The following is a 13,680-nucleotide window of genomic DNA, read 5'->3' on the forward strand; positions in this document are numbered from 1 at the left end:
GTCACTGGCGGGTCGTCGCATTGTATTGAATCGGCGCGGCCTTCGCAGTGCCGCCACCGCGCCACGAAAACAGCGCCGATCGCCATTGGCCGCTACTCGCGCGACACGCCGACTACCACGGCACCGTCCGCCCCAGATAGTCGAGATACTCGAGCCCCGGGCGCACACGCTTTTCGATCAGCACGTCGACGAGACTCGGCACGCTTTCCTCGATCGTCAGGCGCGCATCCGGCCCACCGAGTTCCGTGCGGACCCAGCCGGGCGCCATCAGCACCATCGCGCGCCGCGTATCGGCCTGGCGCACCGCGAAGCTGCGCATGAACTGGTTCAGCGCGGCCTTGCTGCCGCGATAGACCTCGCGCATCCCGCTGACGTTGTTCGCGACGCTGCCCTGCCCCGACGACATCGCGCCGATCAGGCCATCGTCGGTCACGAGATCCTGCAGCGTCTCGATCACACGCATCGGCGCCAGCGCATTCGTGACCATCACGCGCACGAACTCGTCGGTCGTCACTTCGCCGATCGTTTCGGTGGGTTCGTTCGTCGTGCCCGCGTTCACGAACAGCATGTCGAAGCGCCGGCCCGACAGCCGCTCGCGCAGCGCGGCGAGTTGCACCGGTTCGCAGATGTCGAGCGTCTCGATGTCGAGCCGGCCGTCGAACCGGTCGGCGAGGTCGTGCAGCTTTGTGCGCCCCGATCCTGCGCGCACGGTGCCCGTTACGCGCCAACCTTTGTCCAGGAACGCCTCCGCCATCGCGAGCCCGAGGCCGCGCGAGGCCGCGACGAGCAGGAGCGCAGGGACGTTTCGGTTCGATTCAGTGGGTTGCATGGTTTCCGCCTTTGCCGGGTTTCGTCATGCAGCCACTATAGGTTCGCTTCACGGCAGGCGCCAGACGCACCAGATTCAACCTATAGTTGCATCCAACGCCATATCAAATCGCCCAGAAGCGTATCCTGCCGCCATGGAAGACATCGACCTGAATCTCGTCACCGCGCTCGACGTGCTGCTGTCGGAAGGCAGCGTGACCGGCGCCGCGCGCCGGCTTGGCCTGAGCACATCGGCCATGAGCCGCACGCTCACACGGCTGCGGATGTCCACCGGCGATCAGCTGCTCGTACGCGCCGGGCGCAAGCTCGTACCGACACCGCACGCCGCCGCGTTGCGCGACCGCGTGCATGCGATCGCCAGCGATGCGCGCGCGGTGCTGCGGCCCGCGACGGCCGACGTGGACATGGCGACGCACGCCTCCACGTTCACACTCCGCGCGGCCGCCTCGTTCATGGAAATGCTGTCCGGCCCGGTGGTCGCCGCACTCGCCGAAATCGCGCCGCAGGTGCGCGTCCGCTTCGTCCCGAAGCCCGATCGCGATCCGCAAGCGTTGCGCGACGGCACCGTCGACCTGGAAATCGGCAAGCGCGGCGACGACGCCCCCGAGTTGCACACCCGCATGCTGTTTCACGACTGGCACGTCGCCGTGGCGCGCGCCGGGCACCCGCTGTTCGCATCGGGCAGGATCACGCCCGCGCGCTATGCGGCCTGCCGTCACGTGATCGCGTCGCAGCTGGGCGATTTCGGCGGTCCGGCTGACGACTCGACCGACAAGGCCGGCTCGAACCACTCCGTGCAGGTCGTCGTACCGGGCTACCCCGATGCGATGCGGGTCGCGGCCAGCACCGACCTGATCGCGCTCGTGCCGCGCTCGAGCCTCGGCAACGCGTTCTCGCCGGGGCTCACGGAGGCGCTCGGGCTACGCAGTTTCGAGATCCCGGTGCGCCTGCCCGAGATCCTCGTGTCCGCGCTGTGGCATCCGCGCATGCACGGCGACCCCGTGCACCGTCGCCTGCGCGATGCGGTCATCGCCGTCTGCCAGCGCGCGTATCCGGAGGGTCGCGCGCCGCGCCAGCCGGCTCGTCGCACCGGCACGCGCGCGGCAGGCTGACGCGCGGCTCAGACCAGCCGACCGCCGCCGTCGATGTGCAGGATTTCGCCATTCATGAAGCCGTTGCCCAACAGGAACGCGATCGCTTCCCCCACTTCATCGGCGCGCCCGACACGGCCGCCGGGCAATGCCGCCGCCGCGCCCGCGAGGATCGCCTCGCGCGCTTCCGGGCCGAACGCGTCGTAAAGCGGCGTCTCGACGAAACCGGGCGCCACCACGTTGACGCGGATCGGCTTCAGTTCCAGCGCGAGCGATTGCGCCAGCGCCTCGACCCCACGCACGGCGGCGGCAATGACGGAAACGCCCTGCGCGGCCGGACGATCCGACAGTTGCCCGCCGGTCAGCACGATCGAGCCGGTCGCGGGCATCAGCGGCAATGCAGCGCGGATCGCGTAGACCGGCCCGGCGATACGCTCCTGCCACGCGGCGAGCAGGTGATCGGGATCGGTCTCGTTCAGCTTGCCGGCAATGAACCGGCCGGCCGTGACGACCAGGTGATCGACGCGCGTGATCGTGTCGAACACGGCCTCCACTGCCTGCCGGTCCGCGATGTCGGCCACCGCGACGCGCGCGCCGCCGATCGCCTGTGAGGCGGATTCGAGCGTCGCGCGGGTCCGGCCGACCAGCGTGACGCTGGCGCCTTTCGCCTTCGCGGTGGCCGCTGCCTCGAGGCCGATGCCGGAGCTCCCGCCGAATACCACGACGTGCGCACCGTCCAGTGCCGAAGATTGCGTTGCCTCGTTCATGTCGACTCCTCATCAGGGATTGAAGGTTCGCGAACGTTAGGTCATTCTCCGTTGCGCAGGAACGTGGGAGACTTGAATAAGATTCATGCCCGAAAGGAATAAGATGGATTCATTGCGATCCATGCGCGTATTCGTCCGCGCGATCGAGCTCGGCAATTTTTCGGCAGTCGCGCGGGAGGAAGGCACCGGCCAGCCGACGATCAGCAAGATCGTCGCCGCGTTCGAAAAGGAACTGGGCGTTCGCCTCCTGGAACGCTCGACCACGAGCCTCGCGCCCACCGACGAAGGCCGCCGGTTCTACGATCGCTGCAAGCGCGTGATCGACGAATACGCGAGCGCGGTGGCCGAGGTGCGCGGCCAAACGGTGCGGCCGGTCGGCAAGCTGGTCGTCAATGCGCCGCTGGGGCTGGGCGAGCTGAGACTGAACGCGCTCGTGCTCGAATTCCTCGCCGCGTGGCCGGAGATCGAGGTCGAGCTCCAATTGACCGACCGCGTGATCGACCTCGTCGAAGAAGGCGTCGATGTCGCCATTCGCCTCGGCCAGCTGCTGCCGCCGGATGCCGTGGCGCGCCACATCGCGTCGTCGCCGCGCCTGCTGGTCGCCACACCGGCGTATGTGGCGCGGGCGCAGAAGCTCCGCCGGCCGGACGACCTCGTGAAGCACGAGTACGTCGGCTACGCGCGCGCGGACATCGGCAACGAACTGGCCTTCGCGCGCGGCGACGAGCAGGTCGTCGTTCCTGTGCATGGCCGGTATCGCGTGAACAGCTCGATGGCGCTGCGGGAATGCTTTCTTGCCGGAAACGCGGTGGGCAGCGGGCCCGCGTGGCTCGTTCAGGACCTGATCGACAGCGGCCAGCTCGTCCGGTTACTGCCGAAGTGGGACATGGTGCCGCCGCATGCGCTGCACCTCGTCTACGCGTCGCGCCGGTATCTGCCGCTGCGGACCCGCACGTTCCTGCAGTTCATGGAGCAGCGGATTCCCGAGCTGCCCGGGTTCCATGCGATCACTGCCCCGACTGCCATCCCGACCGCACCCGCGTCGCGGCGGGCCCGCTGACCGGCGCTCGCCGCGGCCACGGCCGGCCCGCGCGTCGATCCGCCACCGTTTTCCCGATCCGCCGAATCCCCGCTATTGCAGCGGCGCCGGCGGGCCGTTCGGCTAAAATGCCGCACTTTCCACCTTGTCCGGCCCGCTCGCCATGCAACCCGCCTCTCCCGCCCAACCCGCCGCCCACGGCGCCGACGCCGCAGATTCGGCCCGCGACCTCGTCTACGGCCCGAACGACCGGCCGGCGCCGATGGTCGCCTTCGTCGCCGCGCTGCAGCACCTGCTGGCGATCATCGTGCCGATCGTCACGCCCGGCCTGCTGATCTGCCAGGCGCTCGGCGTGTCCAGCCGCGATACGACCCTGATCGTGTCGATGTCGCTGGTGATTTCCGGCATCGCTACCTTCGTCCAGTGCAAGCGTTTCGGCCCGCTCGGCGCCGGCCTGCTGATCGTCCAGGGCACGAGCTTCAACTTCGTCGGCCCGCTGATCGCCGGCGGCAGCCTGATGGTCAAGCAAGGCACGCCGGTCGAGACCGTGATGGCCGCGATCTTCGGCGTCGTGATTGCCGGGTCGTTCGTCGAGATGGGCGTATCGCGCATCCTGCCGTTCGTGAAGCGCCTGATCACGCCGCTCGTCACCGGCATCGTCGTGCTGCTGATCGGCCTCACGCTGATCAAGGTCGGCCTGATCAGCATGGGCGGCGGCTTTGGCGCGATGGCCAAGGGCACCTTCGCGAGCGCGGAGAACCTGACGCTGTCCGGCCTCGTGCTCGGCACGATCATCCTGCTGAACCGCGTGCCGATCGTGTGGGTGCGCAGCACCGCGCTCGTCATCGCGCTCGTGATCGGCTATCTCGCGGCCGCGTTCCTCGGCCGCCTCGATTTCACCGGCATGCACCAGGCCGCGCTGTTCCAGGTCCCGACGCCGCTGCACTTCGGCATCGGCTTCTCGTGGGCGCTGTTCGTGCCGATGCTGATCATCTACCTCGTCACGTCGCTCGAGGCGATCGGCGACGTCACGGCCACCAGCAAGATCTCGAACGAACCGGTCGAAGGCCCGGTGTGGATGCAGCGTATCAAGGGCGGCGTGCTCGTGAACGGCGCGAACTCGCTGCTGGCCGGCGTGTTCAACACGTTCCCGAGCTCGGTATTCGCGCAGAACAACGGCGTGATCCAGATCACCGGCGTCGCCAGCCGCTACGTCGGCATCTGGATCGCGGGGATGCTCGTGGTGCTCGGCCTGTTCCCGGTCGTCGCCGGCGTGCTGCAGGCCGTGCCGGAGCCCGTGCTCGGCGGCGCGGCGATGGTGATGTTCGGCGCGGTGGCCGCATCGGGCATCAACATCCTCGCGGGCGTCCATCTCGATCGTCGCGCACTGCTGATCATCGCGGTGTCGCTCGCGCTCGGCCTCGGCGTGTCGCAAGTGCCGGACATCCTCAACAGCCTGCCGCACGCGCTGAAGAACGTGCTGGAATCGGGCGTGGCGACGGGCGGCATCTGCGCGCTCGTGATGAACTGGTTCCTGCCGGAAAAGAAGTAACGGCGGCACGCCTGACCGGCTCCCCTCAAGCCGCGCGACCGGTGCATCGGGCGCGCGGCTTTTTTCATGGCGAACGATATGTCCCGCATCGAGGCATCGAGCGATAACATCGCCCGATTCGAAGCGAAGGGCGGAGCCCATCGCGCACTTCATGCCGACGCCCGCCCCTGGGCGCGGACGACCGGGCGCCGGCCGGGCGTGGACTCGAACCTGCGAAACGCAGCGGCGGCGTGGCCGGACACGCAACCGTGACGATCGATCGTCAAACCACGTCAGACGCGCTTTGCCGATCGATCCGCGATGGTTAGAATTGCTTCATGCCTCAAACCCTAGCGCCCAATACCGCCCCTGAAGCGAGCACCGTCCCGGTCAAGGAACGCGCGACCATCGTCTGCTACCGCGGCGAACAGGTCTTGCTCGTTGCCCGTGCGGCGTCGCGCTGGGCCCTTCCCGGCGGCACGATCAAGCGCGGGGAAACGCCGCTCGACGCCGCACATCGCGAGTTATGCGAAGAAACGGGCATGACCGGCCAGCCGCTCGTCTACTCGATGCAGTTCACCGGCCTCGCCAAAATCCATCACGTGTTCTTCGCGGAAGTCGGCCCGGACCAGACGCCGCAAGCAAACAACGAGATCGAGAAATGCAAGTGGTTTCCGATCGACGGCGTCGAAGGGTTGCGCGCCAGCATTCCGACGAAGCGCATCGTCGAACTCGTTTATCAACACGAAATCAGCAAGACGTAGCGCGACGGGCGAGCGTATTCGCGAGCCGGCAAACCGGCCCGGATCGTCCTGCGTGGATCGGCAGCGCGTATGCGCTCAGTGCGGACGCCTTCTTCGCAACTCGTGTGTCGCATAGACGACCAGGAAGATGCCGAGCATCGCAATACCGGACGCCATGAAGTCGTTCGCGCTTCCCGAGCTTTGCAGGGACGTCGGGAAAATGCCGAGACTCAATCCCGCGCCAGCAAGAAGCAATCCTGCAGCCACACCCCAGATCGGTCCGGTGGTCTTGTCGATTTTATTTTTCATACTGCACCCGTCTACAGTCATTACCTGAACGGTATCGGCAAGGGACGCCGCGTCTACCTTCAGTGATTCGACTATAGCCCGGAAAAAAATCGCAAACTTTTAGTGCTTTTCCCGATCAAGTTTTGGCAATTGCAATCGCCGGTGCTGTCGTGCAATTGCACGTTGATTGAAGCGTGTCGGGTCGACAAGAAAACGGGGTGGCGGAAGGCAGCAGGAGTCGAACCTACCCGGGGAGTGTCTGACACCCCCAACTGGATTTGAAGTCCAGCCGTACCCTCCCCGGATACGCATGCCTTCCGTGCGAGGAGGACCACCCGGCAGACGGCACATTTACCGGAGTTGAACTGACCGGCCCAGACAGGACGCCTCAGCGATCGAACCAGCCTGACAGGCGTTCGGAATGGCCCGCTACGTGCGCAATCCAAGCACGCCGAGGTAGGCGTCGAGCGAGCGCTGCACCGACTCGGCCACCAGGCGCGTGATGCCGCTGTAGTCGCCGGTCGTGCACGCCTCGTCCAGCGTATCGTAGTAAGCCAGCCTGTCTTCCTTGCGAATGACCGCCGGCGGATAGCCAGACTTCATCAGTTCGAAATTCAGGAGCAGCCGCCCCGTTCTTCCATTGCCGTCGACGAACGGATGGATCTTCACGAACCGCGTATGCAATTCGGCAGCCCGTGCCACGGGATGCATCGCGCCCGCCTGCGTGTCCCAATCGATGAGCGCGGCCATTTCAGCCGGCAAATGCAGGAAATCCGGTGGTGTCGTGCTTGCGCCTGCGATCACGACGTTCTCCCGGCGATACCTGCCGGCCTCGCCGTCGTCGATCCCCTTCAATACCAGCCCGTGAATATTCCGGATCTGCCACTCGGACAGCGTCTCCTGCTTGCCGACGATTTCTTCGACATAGAGAATCGCGTCGCGATGATTGGTGGCCTCGAAATGCTCGCGCAGCGACTTTCCGCCGACCGTAATGCCTTCGAGTACAACCTTCGTTTCCCGCAAGGTCAGCGTGTTGCCTTCGATCGCATTCGAATGGTAAGTCCACTCCAGCATCAGCTTTTCGCGCAATGACGCCAGCGTGTGCGGCGGAAGTGGACGCGCCGCGTCCAGCTTTGCCTTGTCGGCATCGACGGCTTCCAGCAGAAGCGATACGGACGAATCCATGAAATCACCAAAATCGACCAATGCGCGCCATTTTACTCCGCGTCGGGAATGGCAAATGGCGGAAGGCAGCAGGAGTCGAACCTACCCGGGAGTGTCTGACACCCCCAACTGGATTTGAAGTCCAGCCGTACCACCGGATACGAATGCCTTCCGTGGGGACAAGAACCCAAAGAACAACGAGCGCCTACGCCTGAATACCCGCCCAACCGCTGTCAGGCCGCAGGAGGTGAAGATCGCGGTGAAAGCGAGTATACCCAACCCGGTCGAAGAACTCGAGAATCTGGATCGCGCGCTTGCGGCCGAGCCCCGTCGCATCGCGGAACGTCGCGGCATCGAGCCCGCCGTCGCGCGACGGCACGAGATGCGCGACCAGTTCCGCCAGCTCGCGCACCACGCTCGCGTGGTAGAACAGGTCGCGCACGATCTGGTGCACGTCGCCGCGCCGCGCGAGCTTGCGCAACAACGCGCGCACCGCGTCTTCAGCCGCGCCCGTGTCACGGGCCAGGTCGCGCACCCACGGCGGATCGAAGCGCCCCGCGTGAATCAGCGGCAGCAGCTGCTGCGCCAGCGCCTCCTCGCGCGGCTCGAGGCTCACCGCATGCGACGGCAGATGCAGCCACGGCCCGCTTCGCGCGACTTCGCCGCCGGCCACCAGCGCATCGACGAGCGCGCGCCACAGCGTATCGCCGGCGAGCGGCGCGGCCATCCGCCGCAACCGCGCGGCGTCGAGCCCCTGCTCGTCCGGCATGCGCTCGTGATACGCGCGCAGCGTATCGATTGCCCGCGTCTGCAGCGCGCGCCAGTGCGCCTGGGCAATCACCGCGCCTTCGTTCGACGCGGCGTCGCGCTGCCCGATCGCCAGCGCGTCTTCCGGCAACGCCAGCGCATTCGGCGCGAAACCCGTCAGATGCGTGAGCATCGCGCGCGGGATGCCGAGCGGCGCCTGCGCGAGCAGCGCATCGAGGCGGCCTGCGTCGAGCCATTCGGCCAGCGCGTCGAGCCATGCGCGGCGCGCAGGCGTACGACGCTTGCGCGCCGGCCCGAACGGATCGAGCACGCAGCCGCCGCCGACCGTGCGCGTCGCCTGCGGATTGCGGACGATGAAGCGGTCGCCCGGCAGCGCAAACACCGGCTCGTCGAATACCAGCTGCACGCGCATCCGCTGGCCGGCCGCGAGCGTATCGCCGTCGAGCAGCGCGACATGCGCGACGCGATGCAGCGTGCCGAGATGCACGTGCAGCGGCGCCCAGTGCGCCAGCGTGAGCCCCGCATCCGCGAGCAGCGTCAGCTCGACGTCGAGACGCGGCGACGTCGCGACGAGCCGCGCATCGGCGACGGTGTCGCCTCGCTCGACCTCGGCCTTGTCGACTCCGGCCAGATTCAGCGCGCAACGCTCGCCTGCGCGGCCGGCCTCGACCGGCCGGTTCTGCGCATGGATACTGCGCACGCGGGCCGCGCCGCCCGTGCGCACGATCGCGAGCGTGTCGCCGGTCGCGACGCGGCCCGCGAACGCGGTGCCCGTCACGACGGTACCCTGCCCCGCGAGCGTGAAAACGCGATCGACCGCGAGCCGGAACAGCCCGTCGTCGCGGCGCGCACGCCACGCGATCGCCGCGTCCGCCAGATAACGCTTCAACGCGGCGACACCCGGATCGTCCGCAGCCGTCGCACGCGTCTCGAAAATCGGCACGCCGGCCAGCGTCGAGTCGTTCAGCCACGTGACGATCTCGTCGCGCACGTCGGCCACGCGCGCGGCGTCGACGCGATCGCACTTCGTCAGCGCGACGGCGCCATGCGTGACGCCGAGCAGCTGCAGGATCGCGAGATGCTCGCGCGTCTGCGGCATCACGCCGTCGTCGGCGGCAATCACCAGCAGCGCGAAGTCGATCCCGCACGCGCCGGCCGCCATCGTATGAATCAGCTTCTCGTGGCCCGGCACGTCGATCAGGCCGAGCACGTCGCCGTTGTCGAGCGGCGTATACGCGTAACCGAGCTCGATCGAGATGCCGCGCGCCTTCTCTTCCTTCAGGCGATCGGTGTCGACGCCCGTCAGCGCGCGCACCAGCGTCGTCTTGCCGTGGTCGATGTGTCCCGCGGTACCGACGATCATGCAGCGGGCCCCGCGGGCGGCACGCATTGCGCGACGAACACCGCCTCGTCGGCGGCTTCGAGGCAGCGCAGGTCGAGCCGCAGTGCATTGTCGGCGACGCGGCCGATCACCGGGCGCGGCCATTCGCGCAGCCGTTTCTCGAGCTGCGCCAGGGCACGGCCGCCGCGCTTGCCGTCCGCCGTGCGCACGACGAGCCCGGCGCTCGGCAACTGGTCGACCGGCAGCGCGCCGCTGCCGATCTGGCTGAACATCGGCTCGACCGTCACGTCGAAACCGCTGCCGAGCGCGGCCTGCAGCGCCGGACGCACGCGCTCGGCGGCCTCGGCGATCTCGCGCTGCGGGCGCGTCAGCAGCCGCAGCGTGGTGAGCCGGTCACGCAGGAACTCGGGCGACTGGTAGAGGCGCAGCACCGGCTCGAGCGCCGCGAGCGTCAGCTTGCCGACGCGCAGCGCGCGCTTGAGCGGATGTTTCTTGATCTTCGCGATCAGCGCGCGATCGCCGACGATCAGGCCGGCCTGCGGCCCGCCGAGCAGCTTGTCGCCGCTGAACGTGACAACGTTTGCGCCGGCAGCGACGGTTTCCTGCACGGTCGTCTCGTGCGGCAAGCCCCACTGCGACAGGTCGGCGAGCGTGCCGCTGCCGAGATCGACGGCCACCGGCAGCCCGTGCTCGCGCGCGAGCGGCGCGAGTTCGGCGAGCGTCGCCTCCTTCGTGAAGCCGCTGATCGCGTAGTTGCTGCAATGCACCTTCATCAGCAGCGCGGTACGCGGGCCGATGGCTTCCGCGTAGTCGCGCAGATGGGTGCGGTTGGTGGTGCCGACCTCGCGCAGCTTGGCCCCCGCGCGGCTCATGATGTCGGGAATGCGGAATGCGCCGCCGATCTCGACCAGCTCGCCGCGCGACACCACGACTTCCCGTTTCGTCGCCAGTGCCGACAGCGCCAGCAGCACGGCCGCCGCATTGTTGTTGACGACGGTCGCAGCCTCCGCGCCCGTCAGTTCGCACAGCAGATCGTCGATCAGGTCGTCGCGATCGCCGCGGCGGCCCGTGGCGAGGTCGAATTCGAGGTTGACCGGCCGCGTCAGCACGTCGACCACCGCGCGGACCGCGTCGTCGGGCAACAGTGCGCGCCCGAGATTCGTGTGCAGCACGGTGCCGGTCAGGTTGAACACGGCGCGCACCGCGCCCGCGCTCTGCGCGGCCAGCGTGCGCGCGACGGCCGCGGCGATGCGCGGCTCGTCGAGCGGCTCGGCCGCCGCCGGATCGTGTTGCGCGGCGGTACGCCAGCGTTCGAGTTCGGCACGCACGGCGTTCAGCACGCGCGTGCGGCCGTACTCCGCGACGAGCGGTTGCAGCGGCGCCGACGACAGCACGCGTTCGACGGACGGCACGCGCGCCAGTACCGCATTCAGTTCATTCACACCCGGTTCGGTCACGTCGTTGAGGCTCCAGTCTCATGCTTCGCAGCGGGCCGGCGCCGGTGCTCGCGCACCGTCCCTCCGGCCCGTGCCGTCAATTCGCGTCCCGCGAAACGTCCGGCCACAGCAGCGGGTTCGGTGAACTGCGCTGGTAGCCGGCTTCGTTCATCAGCAGGTCGAGCGTGAGACTCGCGAGATCGTCCGCCAGCGGCTCGAACTCGTAGTCCTTGTCCTGATAGCCGATCTTGCGATAGGTCTTGCACTCGTCGCACGATTCGGCCTTGACGGCTTCGCTGCCGCCCTCGATCCCGTGATACGCGATGCCTTTGGTCGAATCGCAGTGCGAGCACTTCGTGCGCACCATGTGCCACTCGGTCGTGCACAGCCCGCATTGCAGGAAACGGTAGCCCTGGTACTGGCCGCCGACCCGCACGACGCTCGCGACCGGATGCGTGCCGCACACGGGGCACAGCCCCGGCTGGTCGAGATACGGGACGTCGGCCGGCGGAACCCGGCTGGCGAGGTCCGTCCACACGACCTGCAGCGCGGCCATCAGGAACGGCGCGGTAGCCGGGTCGACTTCGGCGAAACGCAGCGCGAGGATCGCGTCGGCTTGCGCGTCCAGTTCGGCGGGCGCCATCAGGCGCAGCCGGTCGAGCAGCTTCGCGAGCTGCGGGTTGACGAGCCCGGCGCCTTCGACGCGGTCGAGCAGTTCGTACAGCACGGCCCGCCAGCGCGGATCGCGCTCGCCGTCGAGCGCCGGCACGAGCGGCATCGAATGCTCCTGCGCACGCGCGATCGCTTCCTTCGACGGCAGCGGCAGTTCGAGCGTTTGCAGCGTCGCGTGCTGCGCATCGGCGACGGTGGCCATCAGCCGCAGGTAGCCGCTGATCGGGTTCAGGTCGGCCAGCTTGCGCAGCCGCGCGGCGCGCGCCGAGAACGCGGTGGCGCGCTCCGGCAGGCGAAAGCGCGGGATGGCCGAATGATCGAGGGTCGAGATCTCGGTCGGTTCGAGGATGCGTTGTGTCACAAATATATCTTCCAAATAAACAAGCGCCGACAGGTCGGCGCTTCAGGCGGTTCCGACGGCTGACGGAGCAGCCCGCCGCGATCGGCGAGCCGCCCCGCTCCGGTGCGTTATTTCACGCTTTCACGGAACCACTTCGGGTGATGCTTGCGAGCCCAGCCCAGCGTGACGGTGCCGCGCACCATCGCGCCGATCGAGCCCTTCACCCACAACGCCGCGTAAATGTGCACGATGATGCTCGCGATCAGCACGAAGGCCGCCACGGCATGCACGACAGCGGCCGCGCGGATCACCCCGATCGGGAAGTAGAACGAGAAGTAGCGCCGCCAGATCACGACTCCCGACAGCAGGAGCAGCAGCAGGCACGCGACCAACGTAAAGAATAGCAGCTTCTGCCCGGCGTTATAGCGCCCGACGGGCGGCAGCTTGTCTTCCTGGTTGGTCAGCACGTCGCCGATCTGCTTGAGCCACTGGCGATCGTCCGCGTCGAGCGCGTTGTGGTGCCAGAAGCGCACCACCAGGATCGCAAACGACACGAACATCACGAGGCCGACGAACGGATGCAGGATCCGCGTCCACTGGCCGCCGCCGAACAGCGCGGTCAGCCAGAACATCGACGGATGAAACAGCGCGAGCCCGGACAGCGCGAGCAGCACGAACGTGATCGCGGTGATCCAGTGGTTCGTGCGCTCGTTCGCCGAGTAGCGGACGATCAGGTTGGGGTCGTCGTGATTCATTTCGCGTCCTCCTTGATGCGTCGCGCCTCGTCGCGCGCGGCCTGTTCCTCGTCGTCGCTCACCTCGTTCGGACCGACCCGGACGTAGTGGAAGAACCCGGCAAGCGCGGTCAGCGCGAGGCCGGCCACCGCGAGCGGTTTCGCGATGCCCTTCCACAGCTTCACCATCGGGCTGATCGACGGGTTGTCGGGCAGCCCGTGGTACAGCGACGGCTTGTCCGCGTGGTGCAGCACGTACATCACGTGCGTGCCGCCGACGCCCTGCGGGTCGTACAGCCCCGCATGCTCGAAGCCGCGCTCCTTCAGGTCCTCGATCCGCTCGGCCGCGTGCTGCTTCATGTCCTCCTTGGTGCCGAACACGATCGCGCCCGTCGGGCAGGTCTTCACGCAGGCCGGTTCCTGGCCGACCGCGACGCGGTCGGAACAGAGCGTGCACTTGTATGCGCGATGATCCTTCTTCGAGATCCGCGGAACGTTGAACGGGCAGCCGGTCACGCAATAGCCGCAACCGATGCAGTTCTCCTCGTGGAAATCGACGATCCCGTTGTTGTACTGCACGATCGCGCCCGGCGACGGACACGCCTTCAGGCAGCCCGGATCCTCGCAGTGCATGCAGCCGTCCTTGCGGATCAGCCACTCGAGGTCGCCGGCCGGGTTCTCGTATTCGGAGAACCGCATGACCGTCCACGAATGCTCGGTCAGGTCGGCCGGGTTGTCGTACACGCCGACGTTGGTGCCGACCTCGTCACGCAGGTCGTTCCACTCCATGCATGCCGTCTGGCATGCCTTGCAGCCGATGCACTTCGATACGTCGATCAGCTTGGCGACACTCCCGGTCACCGGTTCGCGCACCGTGGGCGGTGGCGTCGTGGTGGCCGAGACGCGCTTGATATCCAGCGATTGCAATGCCATCTCTT

Annotated in this window: 13 protein-coding genes and 2 tRNA genes; 4 read left to right on the top strand and 11 right to left on the bottom strand. The window is 67.5% G+C overall.

Annotated features, from left to right (window positions below; genetic code table 11):
- Positions 1-112: 112 nt before the first annotated feature.
- Positions 113-829, bottom strand: a complete 717-nt coding sequence (locus CFB47_RS27365; RefSeq protein ID WP_089462894.1) for an SDR family oxidoreductase — start codon at positions 827-829, stop codon at positions 113-115.
- A 133-nt stretch (positions 830-962) separates the two neighbouring features.
- Here CFB47_RS27365 and CFB47_RS27370 point away from each other — a divergent pair, with 133 nt between their 5' ends.
- Complete coding sequence (locus tag CFB47_RS27370; RefSeq protein WP_089462895.1) at positions 963-1,940, top strand: LysR family transcriptional regulator; 978 nt, start codon at positions 963-965, stop codon at positions 1,938-1,940.
- A gap of 8 nt (positions 1,941-1,948) precedes the next feature.
- Here CFB47_RS27370 and CFB47_RS27375 read toward each other — a convergent pair whose 3' ends face one another.
- Positions 1,949-2,686 (bottom strand): SDR family oxidoreductase, encoded by a 738-nt coding sequence (locus CFB47_RS27375; RefSeq protein WP_089462896.1) that lies wholly within the window; start codon positions 2,684-2,686, stop codon positions 1,949-1,951.
- A gap of 103 nt (positions 2,687-2,789) precedes the next feature.
- Between CFB47_RS27375 and CFB47_RS27380 the strand changes: the two genes are divergently transcribed.
- From CFB47_RS27380 to CFB47_RS27395, 3 genes are all read left to right on the top strand, one after another.
- Positions 2,790-3,746 (top strand): LysR family transcriptional regulator, encoded by a 957-nt coding sequence (locus tag CFB47_RS27380; protein ID WP_089462897.1) that lies wholly within the window; start codon positions 2,790-2,792, stop codon positions 3,744-3,746.
- Between the two features lie 142 nt (positions 3,747-3,888).
- Positions 3,889-5,277 carry a nucleobase:cation symporter-2 family protein gene (locus CFB47_RS27385; RefSeq protein WP_089442905.1) on the top strand — a complete coding sequence of 463 codons (1,389 nt, stop codon included), beginning with the start codon at positions 3,889-3,891 and terminating at the stop codon, positions 5,275-5,277.
- Positions 5,278-5,594: 317 nt separating this feature from the next.
- Positions 5,595-6,020, top strand: a complete 426-nt coding sequence (locus CFB47_RS27395; RefSeq protein WP_089462899.1) for an NUDIX hydrolase — start codon at positions 5,595-5,597, stop codon at positions 6,018-6,020.
- 75 nt (positions 6,021-6,095) lie between these two features.
- Here the strand turns inward: CFB47_RS27395 and CFB47_RS27400 are convergent, their stop codons facing one another.
- From CFB47_RS27400 to fdxH, 9 genes are all read right to left on the bottom strand, one after another.
- Positions 6,096-6,308 (bottom strand): hypothetical protein, encoded by a 213-nt coding sequence (locus CFB47_RS27400; RefSeq protein WP_089457868.1) that lies wholly within the window; start codon positions 6,306-6,308, stop codon positions 6,096-6,098.
- Positions 6,309-6,506: 198 nt separating this feature from the next.
- Positions 6,507-6,606 (bottom strand) — tRNA-Sec (locus CFB47_RS27405).
- A 110-nt stretch (positions 6,607-6,716) separates the two neighbouring features.
- Positions 6,717-7,472, bottom strand: a complete 756-nt coding sequence (locus CFB47_RS27410) for a Fic family protein (RefSeq protein WP_089427918.1) — start codon at positions 7,470-7,472, stop codon at positions 6,717-6,719.
- Between the two features lie 56 nt (positions 7,473-7,528).
- Positions 7,529-7,624 (bottom strand) — tRNA-Sec (locus CFB47_RS27415).
- A gap of 32 nt (positions 7,625-7,656) precedes the next feature.
- Positions 7,657-9,582 (bottom strand): selenocysteine-specific translation elongation factor, encoded by a 1,926-nt coding sequence (gene selB, locus CFB47_RS27420; RefSeq protein ID WP_089463567.1) that lies wholly within the window; start codon positions 9,580-9,582, stop codon positions 7,657-7,659.
- The gene (gene selA / locus CFB47_RS27425; RefSeq protein WP_089462900.1) at positions 9,579-11,018 is read right to left on the bottom strand and encodes an L-seryl-tRNA(Sec) selenium transferase; all 1,440 of its coding nucleotides are present in this window, start codon (positions 11,016-11,018) and stop codon (positions 9,579-9,581) included. Before selA ends, selB begins: the two co-directional genes overlap by 4 nt.
- A gap of 76 nt (positions 11,019-11,094) precedes the next feature.
- Positions 11,095-12,030, bottom strand: a complete 936-nt coding sequence (gene fdhE / locus CFB47_RS27430; RefSeq protein ID WP_179250128.1) for a formate dehydrogenase accessory protein FdhE — start codon at positions 12,028-12,030, stop codon at positions 11,095-11,097.
- Positions 12,031-12,137: 107 nt separating this feature from the next.
- Entirely contained in the window at positions 12,138-12,764 is a 627-nt protein-coding gene (locus CFB47_RS27435; protein ID WP_011355693.1) for a formate dehydrogenase subunit gamma, read from the bottom strand.
- Entirely contained in the window at positions 12,761-13,675 is a 915-nt protein-coding gene (gene fdxH / locus CFB47_RS27440; RefSeq protein ID WP_089457866.1) for a formate dehydrogenase subunit beta, read from the bottom strand. The genes CFB47_RS27435 and fdxH overlap by 4 nt, the downstream gene beginning before the upstream one ends.
- Positions 13,676-13,680: the final 5 nt, after the last annotated feature.

The organism is Burkholderia sp. AU27893, assembly GCF_002223205.1.
Taxonomy (GTDB): domain Bacteria; phylum Pseudomonadota; class Gammaproteobacteria; order Burkholderiales; family Burkholderiaceae; genus Burkholderia.

Excerpts from the sequence above, each read along its gene's own strand:
- CFB47_RS27410 (WP_089427918.1), bottom strand. The coding sequence starts at position 7,472 with ATGGATTCGTCCGTATCGCTTCTGCTGGAAGCCGTCGATGCCGACAAG.
- CFB47_RS27400 (WP_089457868.1), bottom strand. The coding sequence starts at position 6,308 with ATGAAAAATAAAATCGACAAGACCACCGGACCGATCTGGGGTGTGGCT.
- CFB47_RS27370 (WP_089462895.1), top strand. The coding sequence starts at position 963 with ATGGAAGACATCGACCTGAATCTCGTCACCGCGCTCGACGTGCTGCTG.
- CFB47_RS27385 (WP_089442905.1), top strand. The coding sequence starts at position 3,889 with ATGCAACCCGCCTCTCCCGCCCAACCCGCCGCCCACGGCGCCGACGCC.
- CFB47_RS27375 (WP_089462896.1), bottom strand. The coding sequence starts at position 2,686 with ATGAACGAGGCAACGCAATCTTCGGCACTGGACGGTGCGCACGTCGTG.
- CFB47_RS27365 (WP_089462894.1), bottom strand. The coding sequence starts at position 829 with ATGCAACCCACTGAATCGAACCGAAACGTCCCTGCGCTCCTGCTCGTC.
- CFB47_RS27395 (WP_089462899.1), top strand. The coding sequence starts at position 5,595 with ATGCCTCAAACCCTAGCGCCCAATACCGCCCCTGAAGCGAGCACCGTC.
- CFB47_RS27380 (WP_089462897.1), top strand. The coding sequence starts at position 2,790 with ATGGATTCATTGCGATCCATGCGCGTATTCGTCCGCGCGATCGAGCTC.
- fdxH (WP_089457866.1), bottom strand. The coding sequence starts at position 13,675 with ATGGCATTGCAATCGCTGGATATCAAGCGCGTCTCGGCCACCACGACG.
- selB (WP_089463567.1), bottom strand. The coding sequence starts at position 9,582 with ATGATCGTCGGTACCGCGGGACACATCGACCACGGCAAGACGACGCTG.
- CFB47_RS27435 (WP_011355693.1), bottom strand. The coding sequence starts at position 12,764 with ATGAATCACGACGACCCCAACCTGATCGTCCGCTACTCGGCGAACGAG.